This window comes from Cytobacillus massiliigabonensis (genome assembly GCF_900199725.1).
Classification (GTDB): domain Bacteria; phylum Bacillota; class Bacilli; order Bacillales; family Cytobacillaceae; genus Cytobacillus; species Cytobacillus massiliigabonensis.
In genome coordinates, this window is the sequence record NZ_LT904902.1 from 123,849 (window position 1) to 149,264 (window position 25,416).

Consider the following 25,416-nt stretch of genomic DNA (forward strand, 5'->3'; position numbering starts at 1 on the left):
CCTACCTTTCAAAGAGAAATTGCTTTAGTTTTGATACAAAATGAAGTGAATTTTTTGAAATCGGCTCCTGTGAAAATTGTCTTCGAATATATTTATCCGATATTCCCTTTAAAGCTTTTGAAGCTTGCGCCTTTTCATTGTAAAGAATAAATGGGATTTGCTGTCTTACCGCTTGCTGAATAACATGGTCATCTGGTACTGAGCCAAGACAAATAATCTCTCGATCAAGAAAACTTTTTACTACCTTTGAAAGACGGGAAAATGTCTGCAACCCTTCCTTGTCAGACTGCGCCCGATTTATGACTACATAGAAAGGAATAGCAGAATCCATTAAATGTATATGTTTCATCATAGCATAAGCATCTGTCATTGCTGTTGGTTCCGGAGTTGTAATTACAACGATTTCTTGAACAGACAGAATAAATTTCAAAGTCCCATCCGTAATCCCGGCACCCATGTCAAAAATGACATAGTCATATTCTTTGAAAATGACGGTTAGTTCTTTAACAAATTTATCAACTAATCCAGCATCAAGTCCGACTAAATGAGAAAGCCCAGATCCGCCTGCAATATATTTAAGCCCCTTAGGACCATCCATAACTGCATCTTTCAAGGAGATAGAGCCTTCTAAAAAATCAACAATGGAAATTTCAGATGTATTCCCCATTAATATGTCAAGATTCCCCATTCCCATATCCATATCAAACAATAATACTTTATTCCCTTTTAAGGCTAGTGAAATGGAAAAACTTAATGAAAGATTGGATTTCCCAACTCCACCCTTACCACTAACAACAGCGATTGTTTTTGGAGCTGAATTCTCTTCTGCCAACTTAAGTTTTATTCTTAATTCTTCAGCTTGATCTTTCATCCTATTCGACCCCGATAATCGATTTCGCAATATTATTTGGACTTACAGCTATCATATCATCTGGAACATTTTGACCGTTTGTCATATATGCTACACCCTTGTTGTATTTATTAATCATGTTGTACATAGCTCCATAGGTTGATGTTTCATCTGCTTTTGTAAAAATAAACTTATCAATTTCTATACTCGAAAATTGGGTAAATATATCTTCCATATCTCTTTGCTTTGACGTTAACGAAAGAACCAAATATGTTTCAATGTCATGATCAAAATCAATCACCTGTTTTAAATCTTCCACATATTGCTTGTTTCTGAAATTCCTGCCTGCTGTATCTATAAGTACAAGATCAAAATCATTAAAGGTTTGTACCGCCTTTTTAAAATCATCAATTGTATAACAAACCTCTAATGGGACATTTAATATTTTTGCATATGTTTTAAGCTGATCAATCGCTGCAATTCTATATGTGTCAGTCGTAATAAAAGCAACTTTTTTCTTATGTGTGATGACGCATTCAGCCGCAATCTTCGCAAGTGTTGTTGTTTTTCCAACACCAGTAGGTCCAACAACATTGATGTATTTCTTAAAAAAAGAAATCCCGCCAAATGGAATAGTCGAAATACGTTTAATCATTTCTTTTCCCAGCCAAGAATATACTTGTTCGATTGATGCATTTGTACCTTCTACATACCATTTCTCAAGCAATGAACTTAGAATTGATTCCTGAATGGATGGATCAATTTCTTGTTCCTTTAACAGCTTGTCTACCAGTTGAAGGGGAACTGGATAAGATGGTGCAGCATTAAATGAACCCGCGGGAAGACTCTTTAATAATGTTTTCAGCTCATTTAATTCTTTGACTATTTCTCCAGAGGGTTTTTGTTCTGCAGAACCAATATTCTGCAGAACCTGCTTCCGTGTTTCGTTATTTTGCTCTATTTTAGGAGGATTCATTTGTTTTTGCTTTACCATTGGCGTTTGCTGATATTTTGGTTTCGGATCTACCGCTGCAATTACCTCGATTGTACGCTTTTTAAATAAACCAAAAATTCCTCCTGTGTGAGCAATTTTCGAATTTAATATAACTGCGTCATTTCCTAGTTCAGATCGGATTTGCTTCATCGCTTCTGACATATTAGCAGCCACATATTTTTTTACTTTCAATCTACATTCACCACCCCAACACTTTGTACCTCTACGTTTGCCTCAAGCTCGTTATAAGATAAAATTGGTATTTGCGGAAAATAACGCTCTGTTAATTGTCTTACATACATTCTGACAGCAGGCGAACATAAGACAATTGGTGTTTGTTCGATGAGTGATAATTGTTCCACTTGTGATGCGATTGATTCAAGTATTCCCTGTGATACGGTCGGATCAATGGATAAATAATTACCATGCTCAGTCTGCTGAATTCCGTCTGCAATTAGCTTCTCCACTTTTCCTGAAAGTGTTACTACTTTTAACGAATCACCTGCATGGGAGAATTGATTCGTTATTTGCCTCGCCAATGCTTGACGAACATACTCCGTAAGCACATCGGTATCACTTGTCACTTTTCCAAAATCAGCTAGTGTTTCAAAAATAATCGGCAGATTTCGAACAGAAACATTTTCTTTTAACAGCTTTGCAAGCACCTTTTGGACCTCTCCAACAGATAGAGGGTTTGGTGTGACCTCCTCTACTAAAATTGGATAGCTTTCATTTAAATGGTCTATCAGCTGTTTTGTTTCTTGTCGTCCAAGCAGCTCATGTGCATTTCCTTTGATAACCTCTGTAATATGAGTAGACACAACAGATGGCGGGTCAACTACCGTATAGCCAAAAATTTCGGCCTGTTCCTTCATATCTTCTGTTATCCACTTTGCCGGGAGTCCAAATGACGGTTCCACCGTATCAATTCCCTCGATAGAATCATCTTCAATACCAGGGCTCATTGCTAAGTAATGATCAAGCAATAGCTCTCCCCGAGCCATTTCATTCCCTTTAATTTTCAATCGATATTCGTTCGGCTGGAGCTGAATATTATCCCTTATTCTAACAACCGGGATAACAAGTCCAAGCTCGATTGCAAGCTGTCTTCGAATCATAACAATTCGATCAAGAAGATCACCGCCCTGATTTGTATCGGCAAGCGGAATAAGCCCATAGCCGAATTCAAATTCGATCGGGTCCACATTTAATAAACTAACAACACTTTCTGGACTTTTCATTTCTCCAGTTTCGATCTCTTCCTCTAATTCCTGCAGCTGTTCTTTATCAGGTTCTGGTGTTCGAGAAATCATATATCCGCCAAATACAAGCAGAGCTGCAATCGGAATCGTTAAATAATCACTGATTGGCGTAAACAATCCGAGTAAGAAGATTGTCCCTCCAGTAACATAAAGCATCTTTGGAAAAGCAAATAATTGAGCAGTAATATCTGAACCGAGATTTCCATCAGATGCTGCTCTTGTTACAACAATACCAGTTGCAGTAGAGATCAGAAGTGCTGGGATTTGGCTGACAAGACCATCCCCTACAGTCATAAGCGAAAACTTTGTAGCTGCATCAGCAAATGACAATCCAAGCTGCATCATCCCGATGACGATTCCGAAAATTAAATTGATGAGGACGATAATGATCCCTGCAATCGCGTCCCCTTTAACAAATTTACTCGCACCATCCATCGAACCGTAGAAATCAGCTTCTCTACTTACTTTCTCACGGCGCTCACGTGCTTGCTGCTCTGATATCATACCAGCATTTAAATCAGCGTCAATACTCATTTGCTTTCCTGGCATCGCATCAAGCGTGAATCTTGCAGCAACCTCTGAAACACGTTCTGCCCCTTTTGTAATTACGATAAACTGAATAATAATGAGAATTAAAAACACAACAAGTCCAACAATAATATTTCCCCCAACGACGAAGGTGCCAAATGTGTGAACGACTCCTCCAGCATCACCTGTTGAAAGAATTGAACGTGTTGTAGAAACATTCAAGCCAAGTCTAAATAATGTCAATAATAGCAATAATGACGGAAAAATCGAAAATTCAAGCGGCTCTCGCATATTCATTGTCGTTAGTAAAACTAGAAGAGCCAAAGTAATATTAATTAGAATGAGTATACTTAGCAGCCAAGTTGGAAACGGGATAATTAACATGGCTACTATTAAGATTACACTTACCAAAACCGATAAGTCTCTTGCTGACATATATTTCCTCTCCTATTAGAAAAGCGTAAGTGCCCTGATCACCCCCGACAAGCACAAGACGAGCCTCACGGAAAGGTGTTCTTTACCTTTCTGGGAGGATTGGCTTGTGACCTCGAGGGGGTAGGCACTGGAGCTAGACACTATTAAACTATAATATACTTAAATCTTCTTCTTTGTTCTATATACATAGGCAAGAATTTCAGCAACTGCTTTGAAAAACTCTTCAGGAATCGAATCGCCAATTTCTGCCTGGCTATATAAAGCTCTCGCAAGAGGCCTATTTTCAACTGTAATAATATCTTTTTCTTTCGCAATTAGTTTAATTTTTTGGGCAACAAAATCTACCCCTTTTGCGACAACATATGGTGCATCCGATTTTGTTTCATCGTATTTTAAAGCAACTGCATAATGCGTTGGATTTGTAATGACAACATCCGCATTGGGAACTTCCTGCATCATCCGTCTCATCGCCATTTCCCGCTGCCTTTGCTTTATTTTAGATTTAATGAGGGGATCCCCTTCAATATTTTTATACTCATCCTTTATATCCTGCTTTGACATTCTGATATTCTTTTCAAAATCATACTTTTGATAAAGGTAATCTAATAGAGATAGAAATAATAACGCACCAGATGCAAATAATCCCATCTTTATTGTCAAGTTTCCTATCGTCTCCAATGCTGCGCCTACAGATTTTTGCGACAAAATTAAAATTTCATCAATACTGCTCCATAAAACTATAAAGGTAACAAAACCGACAAAGCCTATTTTTAGCATGGATTTTAAAAGCTCAACAAGTGCTCTAAGTGCAAAAATACGTTTAAAGCCTTTGATTGGATCAAGCTTTTCAAGCTTCGGCTGAATAACTTCCGTCGAGAATAAAATTCCAACTTGCATATAATTTGACGCTACACCTGCAATTAAAGCAACAAACATAATCGGTCCTAATAGGAAAACAAGTTCTTTCAAAATCGCAAGAAAAACCGACTGAACATTTGCTTCTGTTAACTCTGTAAGCATGATATCCTGAAAGCTATGCTTCATCACATACAAAACGATATCTTTCATATAGGAGCCAGCAAATAAGAAAAAGAGAAAAACAGCAAGCAAACTTATCGCCGTATTTACATCTTGGCTTTTGGCAACTTGTCCTTTTTTACGAGAATCCTGCCTCTTCTTTGGGGTTGCTTTTTCTGTTTTTTCGCCTGAAAAAAATTGCAAATCTAGTTTTAACAATAGTTTCATCTGCTATGCTCCCCCAATAATGTCCATGAGACCGCGCATCGTATTTAACATCGTTTCAAATAAGTGTGAAACAGCAAACAGCATCACACTCATTACAGCAATAAGTACGAGGAAACTCACTCCAATTTTCAAAGGAAGCCCAACTACAAAAACATTAAGCTGCGGAACCGTTCTCGCTACAATACCTAAAGCAATATCAACTAAGAATAGACTTCCGACAACAGGTATTGACATTTGAAAAGCAATGATAAACATCGAATTAAAGGCTTTAATTACATATTCAACCATGTTTTCATTCCCGAAAGGAATCCATGGCTGATCTAATGGAATAAACTCATAACTGTAAAAGATACCATCAAGCATAAGATGATGACCGTTTACTGTCAGTAAAAAAAACAAGCTTATTGTATATAAATATTGACCCATTAGAGGACTTTGCGCACCCGTTTGCGGATCGATCACATTCGCAATGGCAAACCCCATTTGGAAATCAATAAAACCCCCGGCAATTTGGATAGCAGATAATATTAAATAAGCGATAAATCCAATGAATAAACCAACAAGTGCTTCTTTGATAATTAATAAAAAATAATTATGATCAATTTCCAGCGTTGGTGCATCAAGTGTAACTACCATAATTAGTGCCATAAAAAAGCCTAACCCGATTTTGGCAGCTGCCGGAATGGAACGGTAAGAAAAAAGGGGCATCATCAGAAAAAAAGATGTTACCCTCACAAATACTAGTAAAAAAGCCGGAAAAGCGGGGATTAAATCTACCATATCATCAACCCACAAACCTCGTTAAGTTTGAAAAAATTTCACCTGCATAAGAAAGCATATGACTTAACATCCACGGTCCAAAAAATACAAGTCCCGCTAGCACAGCGACAATTTTAGGGATGAATGCTAATGTTTGCTCTTGAATTTGCGTTGTTGCCTGAAAAATACTGACAATTAACCCGACAACAAGTGCAAGCAGCAGTAACGGTCCACTAATTAGTAGTACAGTCATAATGCCGCGTTCTGCAATTGAAATAACTGTTTCAGGAGTCATTTTATACATTCACCTGCTTAAAAGCTTTGTAAAAGAGATTTTACGACGAGATACCATCCATCAACAAGGACAAATAACAAAATTTTAAATGGCAATGATATCATTACTGGCGGGAGCATCATCATTCCCATTGACATAAGGATACTTGCCACAACCATGTCGATAACTAGAAATGGAATAAATATCATAAATCCAATTTGGAAAGCTGTTTTTATTTCACTAATAGCAAAAGCTGGTACTAGTGAAGTTAATGGAATATCTTCGACTGATTTCGGAGGATCTGCCTTGGAATACTCCAAAAATAACGCTAAATCCTTTTGTCTTGTATGGGCACTCATGAATTCTTTAAAAGGAACAGAAGCTTTCTCATAAGCTTGTTCAAGATTAATTTCTTCATTAAAAAGCGGTGTTAAGGCTTCTTCATTCACCTGTTGCATAGTTGGAGCCATAATAAAAAAAGTTAAGAATAAAGATAATCCGATTATTACTTGGTTTGGAGGCATTTGCTGTGTAGCAAGCGCCGTTCTGACAAAGGAGAGAACAATGACAATTCTTGTAAAACAAGTCATTAATATGAGAATACTCGGTGCTAATGACAGAACAGTCAGCATTAAAACCAATTTAACGGAGGTCGATACATTTTCAGGCGAACTATTATTAAAAAACTCCATAAATTCATTCATCGCTCGTCTGATCCTTTCTTCTCCATTTCATCAAATAATTTCTGCCTATCTGTTGTTATTTTATCTAGCTGCTGTTTAAGCAATGATTGAAAATGGTTCCCTTTGTTATCATATGATTGATGCATTTTTCTTCTTTGAAGTACCTTTGTCACAATATCGCTTGGTTGTACAAGCTGTTCCATTTTATCATTGTATTCTGAGATAATCTGACTGCATTCCTCTGAGTCTGTAAGTTCCTTTAACAGCTGTATGTTTTCGCCAACACCTACGACTAAGATACGATTGCCCACCTTAATAATCTGCACAGATCGATTGCCGCCAAGTGCTGTGCCACCCAAGTTTTCTATGAGCCTGCTGCTTTTATACATTCTACTTCTTTTATTAAGAAACTTAAGTAAGAAGTAAAGTAAACCAACAACAAAAGCAGTGGCAAGGATCATTTTAATAATATCCCACGCATTAATACCGACTTTTGCAGGCTCAGCAATTCCTTGCTCCTCCTGTTTTTGGGGAGATTGTTTGTCTCCACAAGCATCAGGATGCTCTATGCAGTCTTTTACACTATTGTTCAATTGCTCTGCATAGGCTGGTGCTTCCAAGCCCAGCAGAGCAATTCCTATCATAAGCAGCAAAAGAATAGTTCGTTTCATATATTGCAATTTATTGCACCCTCTAATCAATAGATTATTATCCTAATGTTTTCGAGATTGCTTCAATAACACGATCAGCTTGGAAAGGTTTTACGATAAAATCCTTTGCTCCAGCCTGAATTGCATCAATTACCATGGCTTGCTGACCCATTGCAGAGCACATAAGGACTTTTGCATTTGGATTAATTTTCTTAATTTCTTTTAACGCTGTAATTCCGTCCATTTCAGGCATCGTAATATCCATTGTTACTAAATCTGGTTGAAATTCTTTATATTTCTCCACAGCCTGTACACCATCAGCAGCTTCCCCAACTACTTCATACCCATTTTTTATAAGAATATCCTTTATCATCATTCTCATAAATGCTGCATCATCAACAATTAAAATCTTTTGTGCCATTTCTCATAACCCCCATGCATTATCTAAGTTTTTTTAATCGATCACTTTGACTAATAATATCCGTAACCCTTACTCCAAAGTTTTCATCAATAACAACTACCTCACCTTGAGCAATTAGACGGTTATTTACAAGAATATCTACCGGCTCACCCGCAAGTTTATCAAGTTCAATAATGGATCCCGCTGAAAGCTCAAGAATTTCCTTCACAGATCGTTTTGTTCTGCCAAGTTCAACAGTTACCTGCAGTGGAATGTCGAGAAGCATATTTAAATTCTTTGATTCAGACTCTTGAAGATGAACAGGTTCAAAATTTGAAAAGACAGCTGGATGTACATTCGCTTTTGGACCTTCTGGAAAAGCCGAGCCAAAATGCTGTGGTCCACTTTGATGACCAGGTTGCTGATATGGCTGCTTATAGCCATACTGTACTTGCTGATAACCAGGCATAGGCTGCTGTTGGTAGCCTCCCTGAGGATAAACAGGTTCACTTTGCATGTTTTGTGGCTCATTTAAGCCGTATTCCTGTCCAGCAGGCTGTTTATCAAAAGAAATAACTGGCTGTTCTTGCTGCATTGATGCTGGCGGGTTCATTTCATCCACAACACTGTCAGCCGAATCACTACCACTTGGATTCAGCAATTCTTTAACTAAGCCTTTTGCAAAATGCAGCGGTAACAGCTGCATGATATTTGAATCAATTAAGTTTCCAATTTTTAATCGGAAAGATATTTTCACCAAAATATCATCATCAGGTATTTTATCGGTTCCTTCCCCTTCTTGTACATCTAACATATCAATCATTGGAGGAGAAATATCTACCTTCTTGCTAAAAATCGTAGACATTGATGTTGCTGCTGATCCCATCATTTGGTTCATTGCTTCCTGTACAGCACTTAACTGAATTTCACCCATTAATTCAGAAGGGTTTTGTCCATCCCCGCCTAGCATTAAATCAGCGATAATGGCAGCATCCTCTTGTTTAATAACTAATAAATTACTTCCATGAAATCCTTCTGTATAACTAACTTGGATCGCAACATATGGATGTGGGAATTCCTCTGGTAATTTTTTTTGTGTGATGACAGATACTGTCGGTGTTGTTATATCCACTTTTTGATTAAGCAAGGTGGATAAAGCTGTAGCAGAGCTACCAAATGAAATGTTTCCGATTTCTCCTAGAGCATCTTCCTCCATACTTGAAAGATAATCTTCAACAACAAAGGAGTCATCCATTATTTCTTCAGTGTCCTCATCATCTCCACCACGTAATAGAGCATCGATTTCGTCTTGTGAAAGCATATCACCGCTCATCATCGTTGTCTCCCCCTTTCACTATATCTAATACTTGAATGGCTAGTTTTTTATTTACTTTTCCTGGTTGTCCAATAAATTTCGGAATATTCCCTACTTTAACAATGAGCGGTTGTTCAATTTGCTTGTTCAGCTCGATAACATCTCCAATATCAAGCATTAAAAAGTCCTGAATACTAATTTCTGATTTTCCAAGTTCACTAACAACTAAAACTTCTGCACTTTGAACATGTTTTTCTAATCTCTCTATTTCTTCAGGCACACGATCCTTTTTGTCTGTCTGCATATAATAATGTGCAGATAGTCTTGGAATAATTGGCTCTAATACAACATGCGGGATACAAATATTCATCATTCCGCTTGTTTCACCAATTGTTGTATTTAAAGAAATGACAACAACCGTCTCATTCGGTGAAACCATTGATAAAAATTGAGGATTCACCTCAAAATCCGTTAGCTGAGGTTCCATTTCAACGATTGTGCTCCAAGCTTCTAAATAATTTTCAAAGGCACGTTCAAACGTATTGGACATAATTTTCGTTTCAATTTCAGTTAAATTTTCAACATTATTTACGCTTGTCCCTTTTCCGCCCATCATACGATCCATCAATGCATAGGCAATGTTTGGATTGACCTCCATAAGAATTCTGCCATCCAAAGGCGGCACTTCAAAAACATTTAAAATGGTCATTTTTGGAATGGAGCGAATAAACTCTTCATATGGAATTTGATCGGCAGATGCAACGGTAATTTGCACATACGTTCTTAATTGAGCAGAAAAGAAAGTCGTCAAAAGCCGGGCAAAATTATCATGAATCCTTGTTAAACTTCTAATTTGATCTTTAGAAAATCTTAGCGCTCGTTTAAAATCATATACTTTTACTTTTTTCTCTGTTTGTTCTTTCTTCAATTCGTCTGCATCCATCTCACCCGTAGATAATGCAGACAACAGGGCATCTATTTCGTTTTGTGATAAAACTTCCCCAGACATGGTCCCTCACCTCCAGTAAAAAACTATGGCTCATTTCACTAATGCTGTGCCGTTTATCATTTTGTTTAATTCGTAACGTCATGCAACATCATATCAGAAAAAAGCATTCACTTATATCGGTACTATTTGCTATTGGAGGAGAGATTCGGTGATATAGACCTCTTCTACCTTGCCCTTTTGCATGAGGCCGTTTATTTTTTCTTTTAATGCCTCTTTCAGCTTAGTCTGACCTTCTTTGCCTTGGATATTTTCAGCAGTCATTTCAGAAAGCTCTTGGATAATAATATCCTTTACTTGAAAATCTCTTTTCTCTAATTCTTCTTTTGCTTTTTTGTTATCCGTTTGAATCTTGAAAGAAATACGAATAAAATCATTGCTTGCTAAGTTGGTTGTTAGCTGTGGAACATCAACAGACGCTTCCAAAACTTCATCAATCGAAGGTTCTTTTGATCCTGAACTCTCATTATTAAGCTGCTTGACAACAATAACTGCAACAGCACCAACTAGGGTAATGGCAACAAGCATAATTATCATAATCATTACAAGCTTATTATTCTTCATCTTCATCTTCCCCCATATGCTGATGCCCTAGAAGGCTTACAGATTGATAGAATTCTTTTACCCGCTGCATAACTATATCCTCTGATTCCTTCACAACATATTTCCGCCCATTTGTCAGCGTGATCGTCGTATCAGGAAAAGTCTCGACTACTTCGATAAAAACAGCATTTAATACAAATGCCTTCCCATTTAAACGCGTTACGTTAATCAATGTTATGTTCAGGGCCAGATAGCCATTTGACTATTGACCCTGTCCCTCCCTTAGCCTATCGTTTTAAGTTAACTAACTCTTGCAGGATTTCATCAGATGTTGTGATGATCCGTGTATTTGCTTGGAACCCGCGTTGTGCAGTAATCATTTCAGTGAATTCTTCGGACAAGTCAACGTTAGACATTTCAAGTGAACCAGAAGCAACTACTGCTGCACCTTTTTCACCTGGGCTATATAATTCATCCAAAGTGATTCCATTTCCATCTTTGTCTAATGAACCTGAGTTTGTTGTCTCCTGAAATAAATTATCGCCAACTTTTTGCAAACCGCCACTATTTTCGAATTTTGCTACCATTAGTTTACCAGCAACTCTAAGGTCGCCTCTCTGATCCACAAATGTTACTGTTCCATCTGCACCAATACTAAAACTTTTTGCTGTCTTTGGTAATTGGATAATTCCAGCTGAATCACTTAGAGAATCTGTCCAGCTAGGTTCCTTGAACATTTCAGCAGCAGTTACAAAGCTTTTATGAGTAGATTGAGCTTTACCCATATAATTCAATGCACTTTGAATTTTACTTAAAGTATCTTTTATTTCACCAGCTGTATTTGTTTTTGTGGGAGCATTAACCGCCGCTAATATACCTTCTGGTAAAGTCTTTGTGGATGTATCTTGAGAAGCCGTATTAAAAGCTTCAATAGCTTTATTAAGCGTAGTAATAGAACTATTTATTGTAGTGACATCATACGTGATTTTTCCTAGTTCAGTTATTGCAGCATCCAAAATTTTATCAGCTGTAACTACCTCTGGATCGGCAGTATTATTATTACTAGATGCTAATGCAGCATCATATGCTTGTCGAGCCTGTAAAAGATTGTCAATAGCATTATAAAACTTTTTAGTATTATCTATAAACTTTTTCATATCATCTTCAAATTTCCCTGCAGCACCCAAAGCTGTATCAGCATCTTTAATATTTTGATTAGTCGGAATGCTTTTCTCACCTGTTTGTCCAATCGCATAAAGACCATTCGCATTTACAATATAACCATCTTCATCCATATAGAAATTACCAGCACGCGTATAATTTAAGGCAATCGAATTATTGATCGGTCCATTTATTTTGTTATTACCTGCTGCTCCAAGCTGGTCAATGCCAACTTTTGATAGATCACTAATAGCACCTACCATAAAGAAGCCATCTCCAGATAATGCAAGGTCCAAACTTCTTGCTGTTGTCTGCAAAGAACCTTGAGTATGGATCGTGTCAATCGTTGCTATCGTTGAACCTAAGCCTACTTGTTTTGGATTTACTCCTCCTCGGCCTTGCCCAGGTGCGGTTGCACCAGATATTTGTTGGTTCATCATGTCCTGAAAAGTTACACGACCTTTTTTAAAGCCAAAAGTATTAACGTTAGCAATATTATTCCCAATTACGTCTAGCTTTGTTTGGAAGTTTTTCATTCCGCTTATTCCTGAGTACATTGAACGTAGCATTTATAAGTTACTCCTCTCATTTGGCCTGCTTCAATCATTCGGCAAGCCTTGGCTTCCTTTGCAGGTCCAGCCTTCATTTTATTGTTCTAAAAGTATCGTGCCATTTATATTCGTAAATATTTGAGTTCGGGCTTCCTCCCGATCCATTGCCGTGATCACCGTATTGTTTTTCGCGCTGACAATTAATGCAGCATCTTTTAGCAATACAAGCGATTCTTTTACACCCCTGTTTTTTGCTTCATGAACCATTTCTTCAATCTGATTCCAACGTGCTTCATTAATATGGATCCCTCTTTGAAGCAACCGCTCTTTTGCATGTTTACTGACAGTTAATTTACTATTTGCCTGTAATGCATTCTGTAAATGAACAGAAAAGGAACCTCTTGATTTAAGTTCTCGATTGACCGATGTTGCTTTAGGGTTAATAACGGCCTTTGATTGAATCGGATGAAACATCATCTTATCCATCCAATCACTTCCCAGTGTTATTCTATTTTTGTTATTTGTGAAGCTGTTATCGTTTCACCAGCATCCAATTCAAACATCGTTTTTCCATCTTTGAATGAAACTGATTCAACGATTGCAGACTTTTCCACTTTGTTTTCATCTAAGAAAGTTACTGTCTTTCCAATCATCATACTTGCTTGAACTATCGCATTTTCTTTTGATGTTTCATTGATTTGTGAAATATTAGCTGGTTCTAGCTTTGTTCCATCATCAAGGATGAAATGAACTGTATTGTCCTTAAATTGCACCGAAGCTACTCGACCCGTTCCTTCTTCAATAATTGGCTCCTTGCCTAATTCCTTGGATTCGGTCAACTTATGCCATGTTACTTCTTTACCAACAAATTGGTTATAGGCAATGATTTGACTCTGTTCTTGAACCTTCACGAAATTTTCCATTGTTTTTCCCATATTTGTAATCTGCTCTAGTGTAGAGAAGGTGGCCATTTGTGCAATAAAGTCTTTATCCTGCAAAGGACTTGTAGGATCTTGATTTTGAAGCTGAACCATTAATATTTTTAAAAAATCATCTTTTCCTAGAATGTCAGAACCCGTTTTACGTTGTTCTTTTTGGTAATTTGAAAGGTATAATGATGGATCAATCGTATTTGTCATTTAATATCACACCTATGCTTCAGTATTAAGAAGTGCCTCTTCAAATGTGTGGGTAAATTCATCGTTTGCCTGTTGTTCCTTGTGTTCTTCTCTTGGCTGCTGCCTTTCCTGTCCTTGCTGCTGCTCACGGTGAAACGTACGTTCCTGTCCAGTAAACTGTTGAGAGATTTCCACTCTTTCAATTTGGATGTTTTGTGAACTAAACACCTGCTTTAAACCATTAAGCTGTGATTCCATCATATCCTTTGCAACAGAGGTAGATGTTAGGATTTTGGCAATGATCATCGAATCCTTTTGAATCAATTCAATTCGAAGGGAACCTAAGTGTTCCGGATTTAATTTAATAAAAAGCTTTTGTGTCCCACCATTATTGATAAATTTACTTTTCGAAAGAATCGATTCAAACTGTTCGATTAACTGTTCGGCTGAAACAGGTCTTTGTGTACTTGTCGTCAGCATCAATTGTTCTGGTTTTGAAAGTTGTTGAAATGAAAGAAATCCATGATGAATCGAATCCGCTTTATTTAAGACTTTCATCATGCTCTCAACATTACCTTCAGAGGAAGCATTTTTGCTGTTTAATTCTTGTACAAGATTACCGAACGTTTTTTGTAAATATTCTTCTCTGCTAGCTTGAGCTGTTAATTTTAATTCAAGCTTATCTTGGATACTTTTTATTAAATCTTTTAATCTCATATCATTACCGAATGAATCTTGTTGGGAGGCCAATAAATCAAACAGCTTTATAAATTTCATTGCTTGGCCAAATTCTTTATCAGGTACAAGATTAACATTTTTAATTGGTAGCGATGTGATGGTTTGAAATAGGGATAGTATTGCTTCAGTTATATTTTCTTCAGGATTCTCAGACTTTAAACTATTCTCTCCACTAGTTAATTGATAATAAAGCTTCGTTAGAACCTGAAAAAGCTCTTCAGCAGACAAATTTAATTGCCCTTCAATAAGAGAAACGACATCAACATCATTTTGAAGCATAGTTTCCCCTAATAATTCACTGCCATTATCAAGATCAAGAATGTCATTTATTTGCAAATACTGAACGAGTCCAGCAAGCTCTTCACCCGTAAGTTCATTAACTTCCTCAGTCACTGTTAGTCTTTCTGAAGAATGTGAAGCTCCAGCCATCATATTTGCAATTACTGCTGAAAAACTTTTCGTACTTTTTTCCGAAGTTACGTTCGCTCCTGACGTCTGTATGAGGGAATTGATTGTTCCTAAGCTTGCTATTTCCACTTTTTCACCCCCCTTCAATAATAGATTACCTACTCACTTTCTGCGATGTCTGCTGTCAAAAGCTTCGTGTATCTTGCAGCTTCCTCAGGTTCCATTTTCTCCATAATTTCTGCAAGTGTATCCGACTTTAGATTTGTTAATATTTCTAACGCTTCCGTCTCACTCATTTGTGAAAGGATAGGAGCTGCCTTTTTTGCCGAAATCGTCTCGTATGTTTTGACAATATCTTTGAAGGCCCGTTTATTTTCTTCTTTTATTGCAGTCAGCTCATCTATTTCTTCCTGGAGTCGTTCCTTTTCAAGTTCAACACGGGAAATTTCCTGATCCTTGCTCTCTAAATCCGTTTCTAGCTTTATAATCTTCGCTTCACGGTCTTTAATTTCCGCTTCAAGCTCAATCATTTTTGTTTCAATATCCTTCGCTGATTCGGAAGCATCATCTGAAATAGCTGATGAAATAAATGGAATTTTTTGTCCGTATTCCTTTGTTAGTTCAAAAACATTGTAACCAAGATAAGTCATTGCAATTAGGGCAACCGTTATAGCAGCTAACAGCGGAATTAAGACAACATATATGAAGGTTTGAAATTTTGAAGTTTTTTTCGATTCTAATTCTTCTGTAACTTTGTCCACGCTTTCACCTAACTTCCCCGGCTCATATATTGCTGGATCGAGATATCATCCATTTGTTTTCCTTCCAGCTGCTTCATATTTTCAGTAAAATTCATAAAATCTTTTTCTTTAATCTTTTCATATTTCTTTACTTCGATATTCTTTTCCATCAGCTTTTCTTGATAAAAATTCATATGGTTTCTTGCATTCATAACAATTTGCTGATAATGAATAATTGTTTTTTCAAGATTAAATATAAAATGCTGATGGTGTCTCATTTCCTGAACAGGTATTCCATTCACAAGTCTTTCGGATTGGAAGCTTTCAAGATCTTCTTTTTTCTTTAGAAGTCCATATAACTTTTCTGCAGCCTCTTCGAATTTTTTGACTGCCTGACTATACACATTAAAGGCTTCATCTTTTTCTCTTTCTTTAATAGAAAGAATTTTTGCGAATTTATACTGATACTGCACGAAAGTTACTCTCCTTTCCCTACTAGACTATATAACTGCTGTATACTTTCCTGAAATGAGATCTTTTCATGTGTCGCCTGTTTCAAGAACGAAATAATTGTCGGATAGAGTCTGATTGCTTCATCAATATCCATTGAGGAGCCTTTTTTGTATGCACCAATATTAATTAAATCCTCAGAATTTATATACGTGCTTAGTACTTCCCGCAGCTTTTCCGCAGATTTCACATGATTTGAATCTACGATATTATTCATGACCCTGCTGACACTTTTAAGCACATTAACAGCCGGATACTGTCCTTTATTTGCTAAAGTACGATCTAGAACAAAGTGACCGTCTAAAATCCCGCGAACTGTATCCGCAATAGGCTCATTCATATCATCGCCATCAACTAAAACAGTATAAATGGCAGTAATCGAACCCTTTTCATTTGTTCCAGTTCTCTCCAAGAGCTTCGGGAGAATGGCAAATACAGAAGGTGTATATCCCTTTGTTGTTGGCGGTTCACCAATCGCCAGACCAACTTCCCTTTGTGCCATTGCCACCCTTGTCACCGAGTCCATCATCATCATGACATTCAAGCCTTTATCTCGAAAATATTCGGCAATTGCTGTAGCAGTAAATGCCCCTTTTATTCGCATTAATGCAGGCTGATCTGATGTGGCAACAATAACTATTGATCGGCTCAAACCTTCTGGCCCAAGATCTTTTTCTATAAATTCCCGTACTTCTCTTCCACGTTCTCCAATTAGTGCGATAACATTCAAATCTGCCGTCGTATTCCGAGCGATCATTCCGAGCAACGTACTTTTCCCAACACCGCTTCCAGCAAATATCCCCACGCGCTGACCAATTCCAATTGTTAGCAGACTATCAATCATACGAACACCTACTTCAATTGGTGAAGAAATAGGCGGTCTTTGAAGTGGATTTGGCGGATCCTGGTCTGTTGGAACAGACGAAAGTCCTTTCGGCAGCGCTGAACCATCTAGTGGCTGCCCAACTGAATCAAGAACTGAACCAATTAACCCTGCACCAATTTTTATTTCTAAGGGCTTTGAAGTAGCCTCTACTAAGCTGCCAGGAGAAATATCATTGATGGTTGTATAAGGCATTAAAATGACATCTTCATCCTTGAACCCTACTACTTCAGCCTTTATGATTCTTTTCCTTTTATGTCCAACATGGATATAACAAACATCTCCAATGGAGCTTTCCGGACCTTGAGATTCAATCATCAATCCGATAACTCGCTTCACTCGCCCATATCGTTTAAATGTATCCAATTGGTCAATTTCTTCAATTAAATCAGCAAGCTCCATTTCTTATTCACCCTCTAGCAAATCGATAAGCTTTTGCTTTATTTCTTCTAGCTGACTATCAATGCTTGCGTCAATTCTTCCATTTTCAGACTCTATTAAACAGCTTGTTTCGAATAAATCATCGTCTGGATAGATATAGAAATCAATATCTTTTGGAAACAATGCCATAATCTCTTCTTTATTTGCCAATAGAAAATCATAGTGAACTGGGTGAACATGAAGCTGAACTTCTTTATTATCTCTCGCTTCTTTCAATGCTCGTCTAACAATAGATAAAAATTCCTCTTCATTTTCCTGCAATGTCTTCCCAAGAATTTTACTAGCAACTTTTAATCCAAGCTCCAGGATGGTTCTCTCTGACGAATCCACGTGCATTCGGTAATCCCTTTTAGCTGAATCCACTACTGCCTGTGCCGATTGGATTACTTCGTGAAACTCATCGTAGCCTGACTGGCGCCCTTCCTCTATGCCTTGGGTAAAACCAGAATTGCGTGCTAGTTCAGCTATTTCTGCCTTTTCCATTTCAAAGGCTTGTCTCTCTTCCTCTAATTGTTCACGAAGGGAATCTGCTTCAAACTGAGCGTTGACAATAATAGATTCTGCCTGCTTTTCTGCTTCATTTAGCATCATTCGTATCTGTTTTTCTGTATCGATCGGTGTAAATTCTGGTTCCTCTTTCAGATTCAATGGCTCCAAAACCTTAATCGAAATAACCTTCTTTTCATTCTGTACGGAAGGAGCCCATCCATTACCTTTGATGAGCCTAGACAATAATATCATCTCCTCCGCCACGGGCAACAACAATTTCTCCGGCTTCCTCTAGACGACGGATAATCGCAACAATTCTTGATTGTGCCTCTTCAACATCTCTAAGTCTGACAGGACCCATAAACTCCATTTCTTCTTTAAAGGTATCAGCCATTCGAGTAGACATATTTTTAAATAGAATATCCTTCACTTCATCACTAGAAACTTTAAGTGAAAGCATTAAGTCTTCGCTCTCACAATCACGAATAACTCTTTGGATTGCACGGTTATCAAGCGTTACAATATCTTCAAATACAAACATTCTCTTTTTAATTTCCTCTGCCAGTTCTGGATCTTGTATTTCTAATGCATCCAAAATTGTACGCTCCGTCGAACGATCAACACCATTAAGAACATCCACAACTGCTTCAATCCCACCAGTTTGTGTGTAATCCTGCGTAACCGTTGCAGAAAGCTTTCTTTCTAATATTTGTTCTACTTCATTAATAATTTCTGGAGAAGTACTATCCATCACAGCAATCCTGCGGGCGATATCTGCCTGCATTTCCTGTGGAAGCTCTGATAAAATTTGCCCTGCCTGTGCCGCATCTAAATAAGATAAGATTAGTGCGATTGTTTGAGGATGCTCATTCTGAATAAAGTTTAATATTTGAGCTGGATCCGCTTTCCTCGCAAAATCAAATGGCCTAACCTGTAAGGATGAGGTCAATCGATTAATAATAATGGCTGCCTGTTCATTTCCTAGCGCTTTTTCTAGGACTGTTTTTGCATAGCCAATCCCGCCTTGAGAAATATAATCCTGTGCTAATGCAATATTATGGAACTCCTCAAGAATTTCTTCCTTAGCCTGTGAATCAACCTTTCGAACACCAGAAATCTCTAAAGTTAGTTTTTCAATCTCTTCTTCACTTAAATGTTTATAAACAGAAGAGGCTACCTCAGGACCAAGGGAAATTAAAAGGATGGCTGCTTTTTGCTTGCCAGTTAATTCTTTCTCATCTCTTTTTGCCACAATTCATTCCCCCTAATCTTCAGCAATCCATGTACGCAACAGTTTTGCAAAGTCCTCTGGTTTTTCCTTAGCCATTTTCTCTAACTGTTTCTTTCTCATTGTGCTTTCAGTTTCATGTTCTTCATTTACGTCTGGAACATGCAGCAGTTCTTCCTGAATAGCCATTTCTTCTTCCTCTTGGACACGTTTCTTTTTCGCTCTAATAAATAGGAAAATAAGCAGTGCAATAATAACTAATAGAATTCCGCCTACAATGTATGCCCATAATGGAAGCAGCGGTTTTGATTCATCTGGGAACTCAACTTTTCCATTGAAAGGCTGAACAGATACAACAACTTTTTCATTGATCTCCTCATCTGTAAGTTCTCCATTATTTGCTTGCTTATCAATAGTTGTCCGTACAATTGTTCCAAGAATTTTCGTAATATCATCTATTCTTTCCTGTGGAAGCTCTCCATCCTCAGGAGGATTTACCATCACCTGAATTCCTAAATCTCTAACTTTATATGGACTTTCAACAATTTCCTTGCGGATTTTATTTACTTCATTATTAATTGTTTCTTCAATTCTCTCGTAATCCCCATTTGCACCATTGCCTTCAAGATAACTAGAACCAAGGGCATCACCTGGGTCCTCCCCCTGTGGAATGCCGCCTGCAGCATCTCCATTTCCGGTAAAGGTTTCGGTAATTTTATGTGCACTGATTGCAATGCCTTCCATATCCTCTTCATTAACAGGAGTAACAAGATTCTCTTCTCGATTTTCTTGTGTAAAATCAATATCTGTTGAAACAGATACAACAACATTTCCAGGACCCATTAACGTTCCAAGCATATTTTGTACTTGGCGCTGAACATCCTTCTCGATTTGCTTCTTAATTTCATGCTGTGAAGCAAATTGGGAACCCGGTGTGGAATTTTCTGTATTTTTCAGATCAAAATACTCAAAATTCTGATTTGTTATGACGATATTATCAGTGGGTAAATTAGGAATGCTTTTGGATACTAAATGATATAATGCCTGAATTTGAGATTCTTCAAATTGATAGCCAGGCTTAGTGTTTAAAACGATAGATGCAGAGGCTGCTTCAGAAGGGTCACTGACAAAAATACCTTTCTCAGGTAAATTAATCATTACTTTCGCATCCTGGACGCCGTCAATCCCCTTCATAAGATTGGATAATTCTGATTGCATCGCATCAAGTTTTAATACGTTAAATTCATTTTCTGTCATACCAATTCCAGCATTTTGGCTAAAAAACGAGTAATCAATGCTTCCTGATTTCGGAATTCCTTCGGCCGCTAATTCTACTTTAAGTGTATCCACTACTTCTTCTGGTACTTTTATCGTAGACCCGCCATCTGTGATTTCAGATTGTATCCCCCTGCCGTCCAGATTTTCTTTAATTGTGCCTGTTTCAGATGGAGACAGATTGCTATAAAGTGGAACTAACGTTGTTCTTGTAGAAAAAAAGGATATTAATGCGATTAATACAATTAATAAAAGAGTGGAACCAAAAAGCATTATTTTTTGCTTTTTGGTTCGGCTGCTAAAATATTCTTTCACTTTATCAAAATATTTTCGAAACGATTCTTTCATCTTAATCCCCCGGTTATTCTGTCTCATATTAGGCTTTCTAATAACCGCAAATTATTAGTTTTACGCATATTCAAGAAACCTATCATTGCTCATTTCTCCATTAAGTCCCAACAACTCAACAAAGAACTAGAGTTACTCAATTAAACTTGCATTCTCATTGTTTCTTGGTATGCTTCAATCACTTTATTGCGAATCTCTAATGTGGCTTGCATGGCTACACTTGCCTTTTGAGAAGCAATCATCACTTGGTGCAAATCAATATTTTCGCCATTAGCAAGCTTTTCCGTTGTTTTGTCAGATTGGACCTGCAGTTCATTTACTTTATCAATAGATTCCTTTAAAACGGACGAAAAGCTCTTTTGTGCTTCGTATGGTGTACTAGCATGAATTTTATTTTCAGTTTGAGGTTTCAACACGTGAGCTGCAGATGTGACTGATCCGATATTAATCATTTATCTTTTCCCCTTTACTTGCCGATTTCAAGTGCCTTCATCATCATGCCTTTAGATGCATTAAATACGGTTACGTTCGCTTCATATGATCTTGTAGCACTAATTAAATCTACCATTTCCCGTAAAGGATCAACGTTTGGAAGTTCAACATACCCTTCATCATTCGCATCAGGATGTTCTGGATTATAAACAAGCTTGAATGGTGTTTCATCTTCGACTATCTTTGTTACTTTCACACCATTGCCAACAGAACCATCCGAATGCTTATTCATGGCTACGTTTAAAAAGTTCGAAAATTGACCTTCTTTTGGCTGAAGGACAACGGACTTCCGTTTATATGGCTGCCATTCTCCATTTACATAATTCGCTCTAGTTGAATCAACATTGGCCATATTAGAGGAGATGACATCCATACGTAAGCGTTGTGCAGAAAGTGCTGAGGCAGTATTATTCATGCTATGAAAAATCGACATCTTTATTTACCTCCTCTGATGACATTTTGTAAGCTAGAGAACTTTCCGCTGATTCTTTCAATCAATGCATTGTAATAAATTTGGTTTGTAGCTAAATCAGCCATTTCATTATCTACATCTACACTGTTCCCATTTTCATTAAATGAAACATTCTTCTTCGTTACAATACCCTTACTAGACGGTTCACTAATATTAAATTCATAATGTCTGCTATCTGTACGGTAAGCTGACACTCCTTGATTAACAGCCGTCTGAAGTGTTTCTTTAAAACTAACATCCTTCGCTTTATATCCAGGAGTAGCTTCATTTGCGATATTTTGCGAGATTACTTTTTGTTTAAGAGAAGAATAGTTTAACCCGTTTTCAAGGGTTGTTATTGTATTAGAAAACAACTTCATATATGCACCTCATTTTTATTCAATTGATTGTAAGTATATTAATTAATAATGTATTTTTTGATGATTATCCGCATATTTTGTCGACCTATAGTACATTGTAAAGAAAATGAAATAATATGTCCATGCACAATAGAATACTTTTAACAGGACATTCGACCCATTTTTATTATAAATTGCTAGAACGATTTCTTGTACAGGAAATCATTGTAAATAATTGCGATTTTTCGAACATATTATTCTGTACAAACGGATTTTACATATGTTTACACGATTCTTTTTCCTTTTTATTGGTTCTTTTGTATCGAGCATTATTTACTATATTTGGTTTGCGTATTGTAATGGTCTTGTAATAAAAAAACGCCAACTTGTCGAAAGTTGGCGTTTTTCAATGTATATTAATAAAATTAGTTAGATTTTAATTTTTCAAGTTCAAATAAAAACTTGTCATTAAGAACCTTAATGTAAGTTCCCTTCATACCTAAGGAACGTGATTCAATAACACCGGCACTTTCTAATTTTCTAAGGGCATTTACTATAACAGATCTCGTAATTCCTACACGATCAGCGATCTTTGAAGCAACAAGCAAGCCTTCTTTGCCGTTTAATTCTTCAAAAATATGTTCAATTGCTTCTAGCTCACTGTAAGATAGTGAACTAATAGCCATTTGTACAACCGCTTTACTGCGAGCTTCTTCCTCGATCTCTTCTGCTTTTTCACGAAGAATTTCCATTCCTACTACTGTTGCACCATACTCAGCTAGGATTAAATCATCATCGTGGAACTGTTCCTTCAATCTTGCTAGAATAAGCGTACCAAGACGATCTCCTCCGCCAATAATTGGAACAATTGTTGTTAAACCATTGCTGAAAAGTTCCTTATTTTCGATAGGGAATGCAGTATATTCACTGTTTACATCAAGGTTTGAAGATGTTTCCTGAATGTTGAAAAGGCTATTTGTATATTCTTCAGGAAATTGACGATCCTCAAGCATTTTTTTCATTCGTTCATTTTCAATTTGCTGGTTAGCAGCATAGCCTAAAAGTTTTCCTCTTCTGCTCACAACATAAATATTTGCTTCAATTACATCGCTTAAAATTTCAGCCATTTCTTTAAAGTTTACTGGTTTACCCGCTGCTCTTTGTAACATTGCATTAATTTTTCTTGTTCTTGTTAATAAATCCATTCTTTCTTCCTCCTAAATGCTAAACACAATTCCTATTTTTATTTATTTGTCTACCCTTTCACAAACAATTTAAAACAAAACCTACAAAATGAATTGGCTTAAATCTTTGTTTCTTGAGATAGCTCCTAATTTCTCCTCCACGTATTGCGGAGTAATTGTAATTTTTTCTAGTGTAATTTCTGGTGCTTCAAAAGATAAATCTTCAAGCAGCTTTTCCATAATTGTATGGAGTCGTCTTGCCCCAATATTATCTGTGTTTTGATTCACTTCAAAGGCAAATTCAGCGATCCTACGAATAGCATCGTCAGAAAATTCAATTTGTATACCTTCCGTTTCCAATAAAGCTTCATATTGTTTAATTAATGCATTATCAGGCTCAACTAGTATATTGAAGAAATCATCAACCGTCAGCTTTGTCAGCTCCACCCGAATTGGAAAACGGCCTTGTAATTCTGGGATTAAATCTGATGGTTTTGCCATATGGAAGGCACCTGCTGCCATAAACAGGACATGATCTGTTTTCACGGATCCATATTTCGTCACAACCGTTGATCCCTCAACAACAGGTAATATATCTCGCTGCACACCCTCACGAGAAACATCAGCAGTCGATCCACCACTATTTTTGCTGGCGATCTTGTCAATTTCATCGATAAAGATAATACCTGATTGTTCTGCACGGAAAACAGCCTCTTGTGTTACTTCATCCATGTCAATGAGTTTTTGTGCTTCTTCATTAGTTAGAACTTTTCTTGCCTCGCTTACAGTCAGCTTTCTCTTTTTACGGCGTTTTGGCATCATGCTGCCAAGTGCATCCTGCATGCTCATTCCCATTTGTTCCATTCCGGAACCTTGAAGCATATCAAACATAGAAGGCTGCTGCTCCTCTAGCTCTACCGTAATAACCTCATTTTCAAGTTCCCCTAAAGCTAGCTTTTCTTTCACAACTTTGCGTTTCCCTTGAAGATCCAAATCATCTGTTGTGTGATTATCTTGCTCAGATTGAGTGTTTCCACCGCCAAATAACATTTCAAGCGGGTTCTTGTAATTAACTGATTTTTTACTGGAAGGTACAAGTAGTTCAACGATAATTCGATTTGCACTATCTTCTGCACGTTCCTTTACACTTGCCATTTTTTCCTCTTTGACAAGACGGACGGATGTTTCAACTAAATCTCTCACCATTGATTCAACATCTCTGCCTACGTAGCCTACTTCAGTAAATTTGGTCGCTTCAACCTTAACGAATGGAGCCCCAACTAACTTTGCCATCCTGCGGGCAATTTCAGTTTTACCGACACCTGTAGGACCGATCATTAAAATATTTTTGGGACTGATTTCATCACGCATTTGATCATCGAGCAAACCGCGGCGGTATCTGTTCCTTAATGCGACAGCAACAGCCTTCTTTGCATCCTTTTGGCCAATAATAAATTGATCAAGCTTTTCAACAATTTGGCGGGGCGTTAAGTTTGTTCCTTTAACCATTGATCGCACACACCTTCCCTTAAAGTTCTTCCACAATGATATTGGTATTTGTATATACGCATATTTCAGCTGCCATTTCAAGGGATGCTCTTGCAATTTCTTTAGCCGACAAATGATCTCCAGCATAACGCTTTAATGATCTTCCAGCAGCTAGTGCATAATTCCCTCCTGAACCGATTGCTAACACGCCATCATCCGGCTCAATAACTTCCCCTGTTCCTGAAATAAGAAGCAGGTTTTCAGCGTTCATTACAATAAGCATTGCTTCTAACTTTCGTAAAACTTTGTCACTTCTCCATTGTTTTGCAAGTTCAACTGCCGCACGCTGCAAATTCCCATTATATTCCTCAAGTTTCCCTTCAAACATTTCAAATAATGTAAATGCATCAGCAACAGAGCCGGCAAATCCAGCAATTACCTTTCCATTAAACAGCTTTCGAACTTTTCTCGCAGTGTGTTTCATCACAACTGCATTCCCAAAAGTTACCTGGCCATCTCCAGCCATTGCGCAATTCCCATTGTGCTGTACAGCGAAAATTGTTGTCGCGTGAAATTGAGACATGATTAATCCTCCTTTTACTTAAAAT

General features: G+C 37.3%; 29 protein-coding genes. All 29 read right to left on the reverse strand.

The features are described 5' to 3' along the window. Position 1 precedes the first annotated feature (1 nt). Complete coding sequence (locus C1726_RS00965) at positions 2 to 871, reverse strand: MinD/ParA family protein (RefSeq protein WP_102271442.1); 870 nt, start codon at positions 869 to 871, stop codon at positions 2 to 4. A 1-nt stretch (position 872) separates the two neighbouring features. Then, complete coding sequence (gene flhF, locus C1726_RS00970) at positions 873 to 2,036, reverse strand: flagellar biosynthesis protein FlhF (protein WP_102271443.1); 1,164 nt, start codon at positions 2,034 to 2,036, stop codon at positions 873 to 875. Continuing rightward, positions 2,033 to 4,069 (reverse strand): flagellar biosynthesis protein FlhA, encoded by a 2,037-nt coding sequence (flhA, locus tag C1726_RS00975; RefSeq protein WP_102271444.1) that lies wholly within the window; start codon positions 4,067 to 4,069, stop codon positions 2,033 to 2,035. Before flhA ends, flhF begins: the two co-directional genes overlap by 4 nt. A gap of 159 nt (positions 4,070 to 4,228) precedes the next feature. Continuing rightward, positions 4,229 to 5,314 carry a flagellar biosynthesis protein FlhB gene (flhB, locus tag C1726_RS00980; RefSeq protein ID WP_102271445.1) on the reverse strand — a complete coding sequence of 362 codons (1,086 nt, stop codon included), beginning with the start codon at positions 5,312 to 5,314 and terminating at the stop codon, positions 4,229 to 4,231. A 3-nt stretch (positions 5,315 to 5,317) separates the two neighbouring features. Next, a complete protein-coding gene (gene fliR, locus C1726_RS00985; RefSeq protein ID WP_102272329.1) occupies positions 5,318 to 6,094 on the reverse strand; it encodes a flagellar biosynthetic protein FliR in 777 nt (258 codons plus the stop codon). Positions 6,095 to 6,098: 4 nt separating this feature from the next. Continuing rightward, positions 6,099 to 6,368: a flagellar biosynthesis protein FliQ gene (gene fliQ, locus C1726_RS00990; RefSeq protein ID WP_102271446.1), complete on the reverse strand. Its 270-nt coding sequence runs from the start codon at positions 6,366 to 6,368 to the stop codon at positions 6,099 to 6,101. 17 nt (positions 6,369 to 6,385) lie between these two features. Continuing rightward, positions 6,386 to 7,051, reverse strand: coding sequence for a flagellar type III secretion system pore protein FliP (gene fliP / locus C1726_RS00995; protein ID WP_102271447.1), 666 nt, complete (start codon positions 7,049 to 7,051; stop codon positions 6,386 to 6,388). Further along, a complete protein-coding gene (locus C1726_RS01000) occupies positions 7,048 to 7,701 on the reverse strand; it encodes a flagellar biosynthetic protein FliO (protein WP_102272330.1) in 654 nt (217 codons plus the stop codon). The genes fliP and C1726_RS01000 overlap by 4 nt, the downstream gene beginning before the upstream one ends. A gap of 37 nt (positions 7,702 to 7,738) precedes the next feature. Then, complete coding sequence (locus tag C1726_RS01005; protein WP_102271448.1) at positions 7,739 to 8,101, reverse strand: response regulator; 363 nt, start codon at positions 8,099 to 8,101, stop codon at positions 7,739 to 7,741. 19 nt (positions 8,102 to 8,120) lie between these two features. After that, the gene (gene fliY / locus C1726_RS01010) at positions 8,121 to 9,416 is read right to left on the reverse strand and encodes a flagellar motor switch phosphatase FliY (protein WP_102271449.1); all 1,296 of its coding nucleotides are present in this window, start codon (positions 9,414 to 9,416) and stop codon (positions 8,121 to 8,123) included. Continuing rightward, entirely contained in the window at positions 9,403 to 10,404 is a 1,002-nt protein-coding gene (fliM, locus tag C1726_RS01015) for a flagellar motor switch protein FliM (RefSeq protein ID WP_102271450.1), read from the reverse strand. The genes fliY and fliM overlap by 14 nt, the downstream gene beginning before the upstream one ends. A gap of 129 nt (positions 10,405 to 10,533) precedes the next feature. After that, on the reverse strand, positions 10,534 to 10,965 hold the full coding sequence (fliL, locus tag C1726_RS01020; RefSeq protein WP_102271451.1) for a flagellar basal body-associated protein FliL: 432 nt from the start codon (positions 10,963 to 10,965) through the stop codon (positions 10,534 to 10,536). Beyond that, the gene (locus C1726_RS01025) at positions 10,955 to 11,176 is read right to left on the reverse strand and encodes a flagellar FlbD family protein (RefSeq protein ID WP_102271452.1); all 222 of its coding nucleotides are present in this window, start codon (positions 11,174 to 11,176) and stop codon (positions 10,955 to 10,957) included. Before C1726_RS01025 ends, fliL begins: the two co-directional genes overlap by 11 nt. A 55-nt stretch (positions 11,177 to 11,231) precedes the next feature. Next, positions 11,232 to 12,674, reverse strand: coding sequence for a flagellar hook-basal body complex protein (locus C1726_RS01030; RefSeq protein ID WP_102271453.1), 1,443 nt, complete (start codon positions 12,672 to 12,674; stop codon positions 11,232 to 11,234). A 78-nt stretch (positions 12,675 to 12,752) separates the two neighbouring features. After that, complete coding sequence (locus C1726_RS01035; RefSeq protein ID WP_102271454.1) at positions 12,753 to 13,142, reverse strand: TIGR02530 family flagellar biosynthesis protein; 390 nt, start codon at positions 13,140 to 13,142, stop codon at positions 12,753 to 12,755. 17 nt (positions 13,143 to 13,159) lie between these two features. Then, complete coding sequence (flgD, locus tag C1726_RS01040) at positions 13,160 to 13,795, reverse strand: flagellar hook assembly protein FlgD (RefSeq protein WP_102271455.1); 636 nt, start codon at positions 13,793 to 13,795, stop codon at positions 13,160 to 13,162. Between the two features lie 12 nt (positions 13,796 to 13,807). Continuing rightward, positions 13,808 to 15,049, reverse strand: coding sequence for a flagellar hook-length control protein FliK (locus tag C1726_RS01045; protein ID WP_102271456.1), 1,242 nt, complete (start codon positions 15,047 to 15,049; stop codon positions 13,808 to 13,810). Positions 15,050 to 15,078: 29 nt separating this feature from the next. Beyond that, positions 15,079 to 15,681, reverse strand: a complete 603-nt coding sequence (locus tag C1726_RS01050; protein WP_102271457.1) for a MotE family protein — start codon at positions 15,679 to 15,681, stop codon at positions 15,079 to 15,081. An 8-nt stretch (positions 15,682 to 15,689) separates the two neighbouring features. After that, positions 15,690 to 16,133 carry a flagellar export protein FliJ gene (gene fliJ / locus C1726_RS01055; RefSeq protein WP_102271458.1) on the reverse strand — a complete coding sequence of 148 codons (444 nt, stop codon included), beginning with the start codon at positions 16,131 to 16,133 and terminating at the stop codon, positions 15,690 to 15,692. A gap of 5 nt (positions 16,134 to 16,138) precedes the next feature. Continuing rightward, entirely contained in the window at positions 16,139 to 17,455 is a 1,317-nt protein-coding gene (fliI, locus tag C1726_RS01060) for a flagellar protein export ATPase FliI (RefSeq protein ID WP_102271459.1), read from the reverse strand. A 3-nt stretch (positions 17,456 to 17,458) separates the two neighbouring features. Next, complete coding sequence (gene fliH, locus C1726_RS01065) at positions 17,459 to 18,235, reverse strand: flagellar assembly protein FliH (RefSeq protein ID WP_102271460.1); 777 nt, start codon at positions 18,233 to 18,235, stop codon at positions 17,459 to 17,461. Further along, positions 18,219 to 19,235 carry a flagellar motor switch protein FliG gene (gene fliG / locus C1726_RS01070; protein WP_102271461.1) on the reverse strand — a complete coding sequence of 339 codons (1,017 nt, stop codon included), beginning with the start codon at positions 19,233 to 19,235 and terminating at the stop codon, positions 18,219 to 18,221. The genes fliH and fliG overlap by 17 nt, the downstream gene beginning before the upstream one ends. 12 nt (positions 19,236 to 19,247) lie before the next feature. Continuing rightward, complete coding sequence (fliF, locus tag C1726_RS01075; protein ID WP_102271462.1) at positions 19,248 to 20,834, reverse strand: flagellar basal-body MS-ring/collar protein FliF; 1,587 nt, start codon at positions 20,832 to 20,834, stop codon at positions 19,248 to 19,250. Positions 20,835 to 20,974: 140 nt separating this feature from the next. Then, the gene (fliE, locus tag C1726_RS01080; RefSeq protein ID WP_102271463.1) at positions 20,975 to 21,286 is read right to left on the reverse strand and encodes a flagellar hook-basal body complex protein FliE; all 312 of its coding nucleotides are present in this window, start codon (positions 21,284 to 21,286) and stop codon (positions 20,975 to 20,977) included. Between the two features lie 14 nt (positions 21,287 to 21,300). After that, positions 21,301 to 21,759 (reverse strand): flagellar basal body rod protein FlgC, encoded by a 459-nt coding sequence (flgC, locus tag C1726_RS01085; protein WP_102271464.1) that lies wholly within the window; start codon positions 21,757 to 21,759, stop codon positions 21,301 to 21,303. 2 nt (positions 21,760 to 21,761) lie between these two features. Next, the gene (flgB, locus tag C1726_RS01090) at positions 21,762 to 22,157 is read right to left on the reverse strand and encodes a flagellar basal body rod protein FlgB (RefSeq protein WP_102271465.1); all 396 of its coding nucleotides are present in this window, start codon (positions 22,155 to 22,157) and stop codon (positions 21,762 to 21,764) included. Positions 22,158 to 22,561: 404 nt separating this feature from the next. Next, positions 22,562 to 23,341: a GTP-sensing pleiotropic transcriptional regulator CodY gene (gene codY, locus C1726_RS01095; RefSeq protein ID WP_057763202.1), complete on the reverse strand. Its 780-nt coding sequence runs from the start codon at positions 23,339 to 23,341 to the stop codon at positions 22,562 to 22,564. Between the two features lie 81 nt (positions 23,342 to 23,422). Continuing rightward, the gene (gene hslU / locus C1726_RS01100) at positions 23,423 to 24,829 is read right to left on the reverse strand and encodes an HslU--HslV peptidase ATPase subunit (protein ID WP_102271466.1); all 1,407 of its coding nucleotides are present in this window, start codon (positions 24,827 to 24,829) and stop codon (positions 23,423 to 23,425) included. A 19-nt stretch (positions 24,830 to 24,848) separates the two neighbouring features. Continuing rightward, a complete protein-coding gene (gene hslV, locus C1726_RS01105) occupies positions 24,849 to 25,391 on the reverse strand; it encodes an ATP-dependent protease subunit HslV (protein ID WP_057763200.1) in 543 nt (180 codons plus the stop codon). Between the last annotated feature and the right edge of the window lie 25 nt (positions 25,392 to 25,416).

Bases quoted from the DNA above. Each gene is read 5' to 3' on its own strand.
- C1726_RS00965 (WP_102271442.1), bottom strand. From the start codon at position 871: ATGAAAGATCAAGCTGAAGAATTAAGAATAAAACTTAAGTTGGCAGAA.
- flhA (WP_102271444.1), bottom strand. From the start codon at position 4,069: ATGTCAGCAAGAGACTTATCGGTTTTGGTAAGTGTAATCTTAATAGTA.
- flhB (WP_102271445.1), bottom strand. From the start codon at position 5,314: ATGAAACTATTGTTAAAACTAGATTTGCAATTTTTTTCAGGCGAAAAA.
- fliR (WP_102272329.1), bottom strand. From the start codon at position 6,094: ATGGTAGATTTAATCCCCGCTTTTCCGGCTTTTTTACTAGTATTTGTG.
- fliQ (WP_102271446.1), bottom strand. From the start codon at position 6,368: ATGACTCCTGAAACAGTTATTTCAATTGCAGAACGCGGCATTATGACT.
- fliP (WP_102271447.1), bottom strand. From the start codon at position 7,051: ATGAATGAATTTATGGAGTTTTTTAATAATAGTTCGCCTGAAAATGTA.
- C1726_RS01000 (WP_102272330.1), bottom strand. From the start codon at position 7,701: ATGAAACGAACTATTCTTTTGCTGCTTATGATAGGAATTGCTCTGCTG.
- C1726_RS01005 (WP_102271448.1), bottom strand. From the start codon at position 8,101: ATGGCACAAAAGATTTTAATTGTTGATGATGCAGCATTTATGAGAATG.
- fliY (WP_102271449.1), bottom strand. From the start codon at position 9,416: ATGATGAGCGGTGATATGCTTTCACAAGACGAAATCGATGCTCTATTA.
- fliM (WP_102271450.1), bottom strand. From the start codon at position 10,404: ATGTCTGGGGAAGTTTTATCACAAAACGAAATAGATGCCCTGTTGTCT.
- fliL (WP_102271451.1), bottom strand. From the start codon at position 10,965: ATGAAGAATAATAAGCTTGTAATGATTATGATAATTATGCTTGTTGCC.
- C1726_RS01030 (WP_102271453.1), bottom strand. From the start codon at position 12,674: ATGCTACGTTCAATGTACTCAGGAATAAGCGGAATGAAAAACTTCCAA.
- C1726_RS01035 (WP_102271454.1), bottom strand. From the start codon at position 13,142: ATGGATAAGATGATGTTTCATCCGATTCAATCAAAGGCCGTTATTAAC.
- flgD (WP_102271455.1), bottom strand. From the start codon at position 13,795: ATGACAAATACGATTGATCCATCATTATACCTTTCAAATTACCAAAAA.
- fliI (WP_102271459.1), bottom strand. From the start codon at position 17,455: ATGGAGCTTGCTGATTTAATTGAAGAAATTGACCAATTGGATACATTT.
- fliH (WP_102271460.1), bottom strand. From the start codon at position 18,235: ATGATATTATTGTCTAGGCTCATCAAAGGTAATGGATGGGCTCCTTCC.
- fliF (WP_102271462.1), bottom strand. From the start codon at position 20,834: ATGAAAGAATCGTTTCGAAAATATTTTGATAAAGTGAAAGAATATTTT.
- fliE (WP_102271463.1), bottom strand. From the start codon at position 21,286: ATGATTAATATCGGATCAGTCACATCTGCAGCTCACGTGTTGAAACCT.
- flgC (WP_102271464.1), bottom strand. From the start codon at position 21,759: ATGTCGATTTTTCATAGCATGAATAATACTGCCTCAGCACTTTCTGCA.
- flgB (WP_102271465.1), bottom strand. From the start codon at position 22,157: ATGAAGTTGTTTTCTAATACAATAACAACCCTTGAAAACGGGTTAAAC.
- codY (WP_057763202.1), bottom strand. From the start codon at position 23,341: ATGGATTTATTAACAAGAACAAGAAAAATTAATGCAATGTTACAAAGA.
- hslU (WP_102271466.1), bottom strand. From the start codon at position 24,829: ATGGTTAAAGGAACAAACTTAACGCCCCGCCAAATTGTTGAAAAGCTT.
- hslV (WP_057763200.1), bottom strand. From the start codon at position 25,391: ATGTCTCAATTTCACGCGACAACAATTTTCGCTGTACAGCACAATGGG.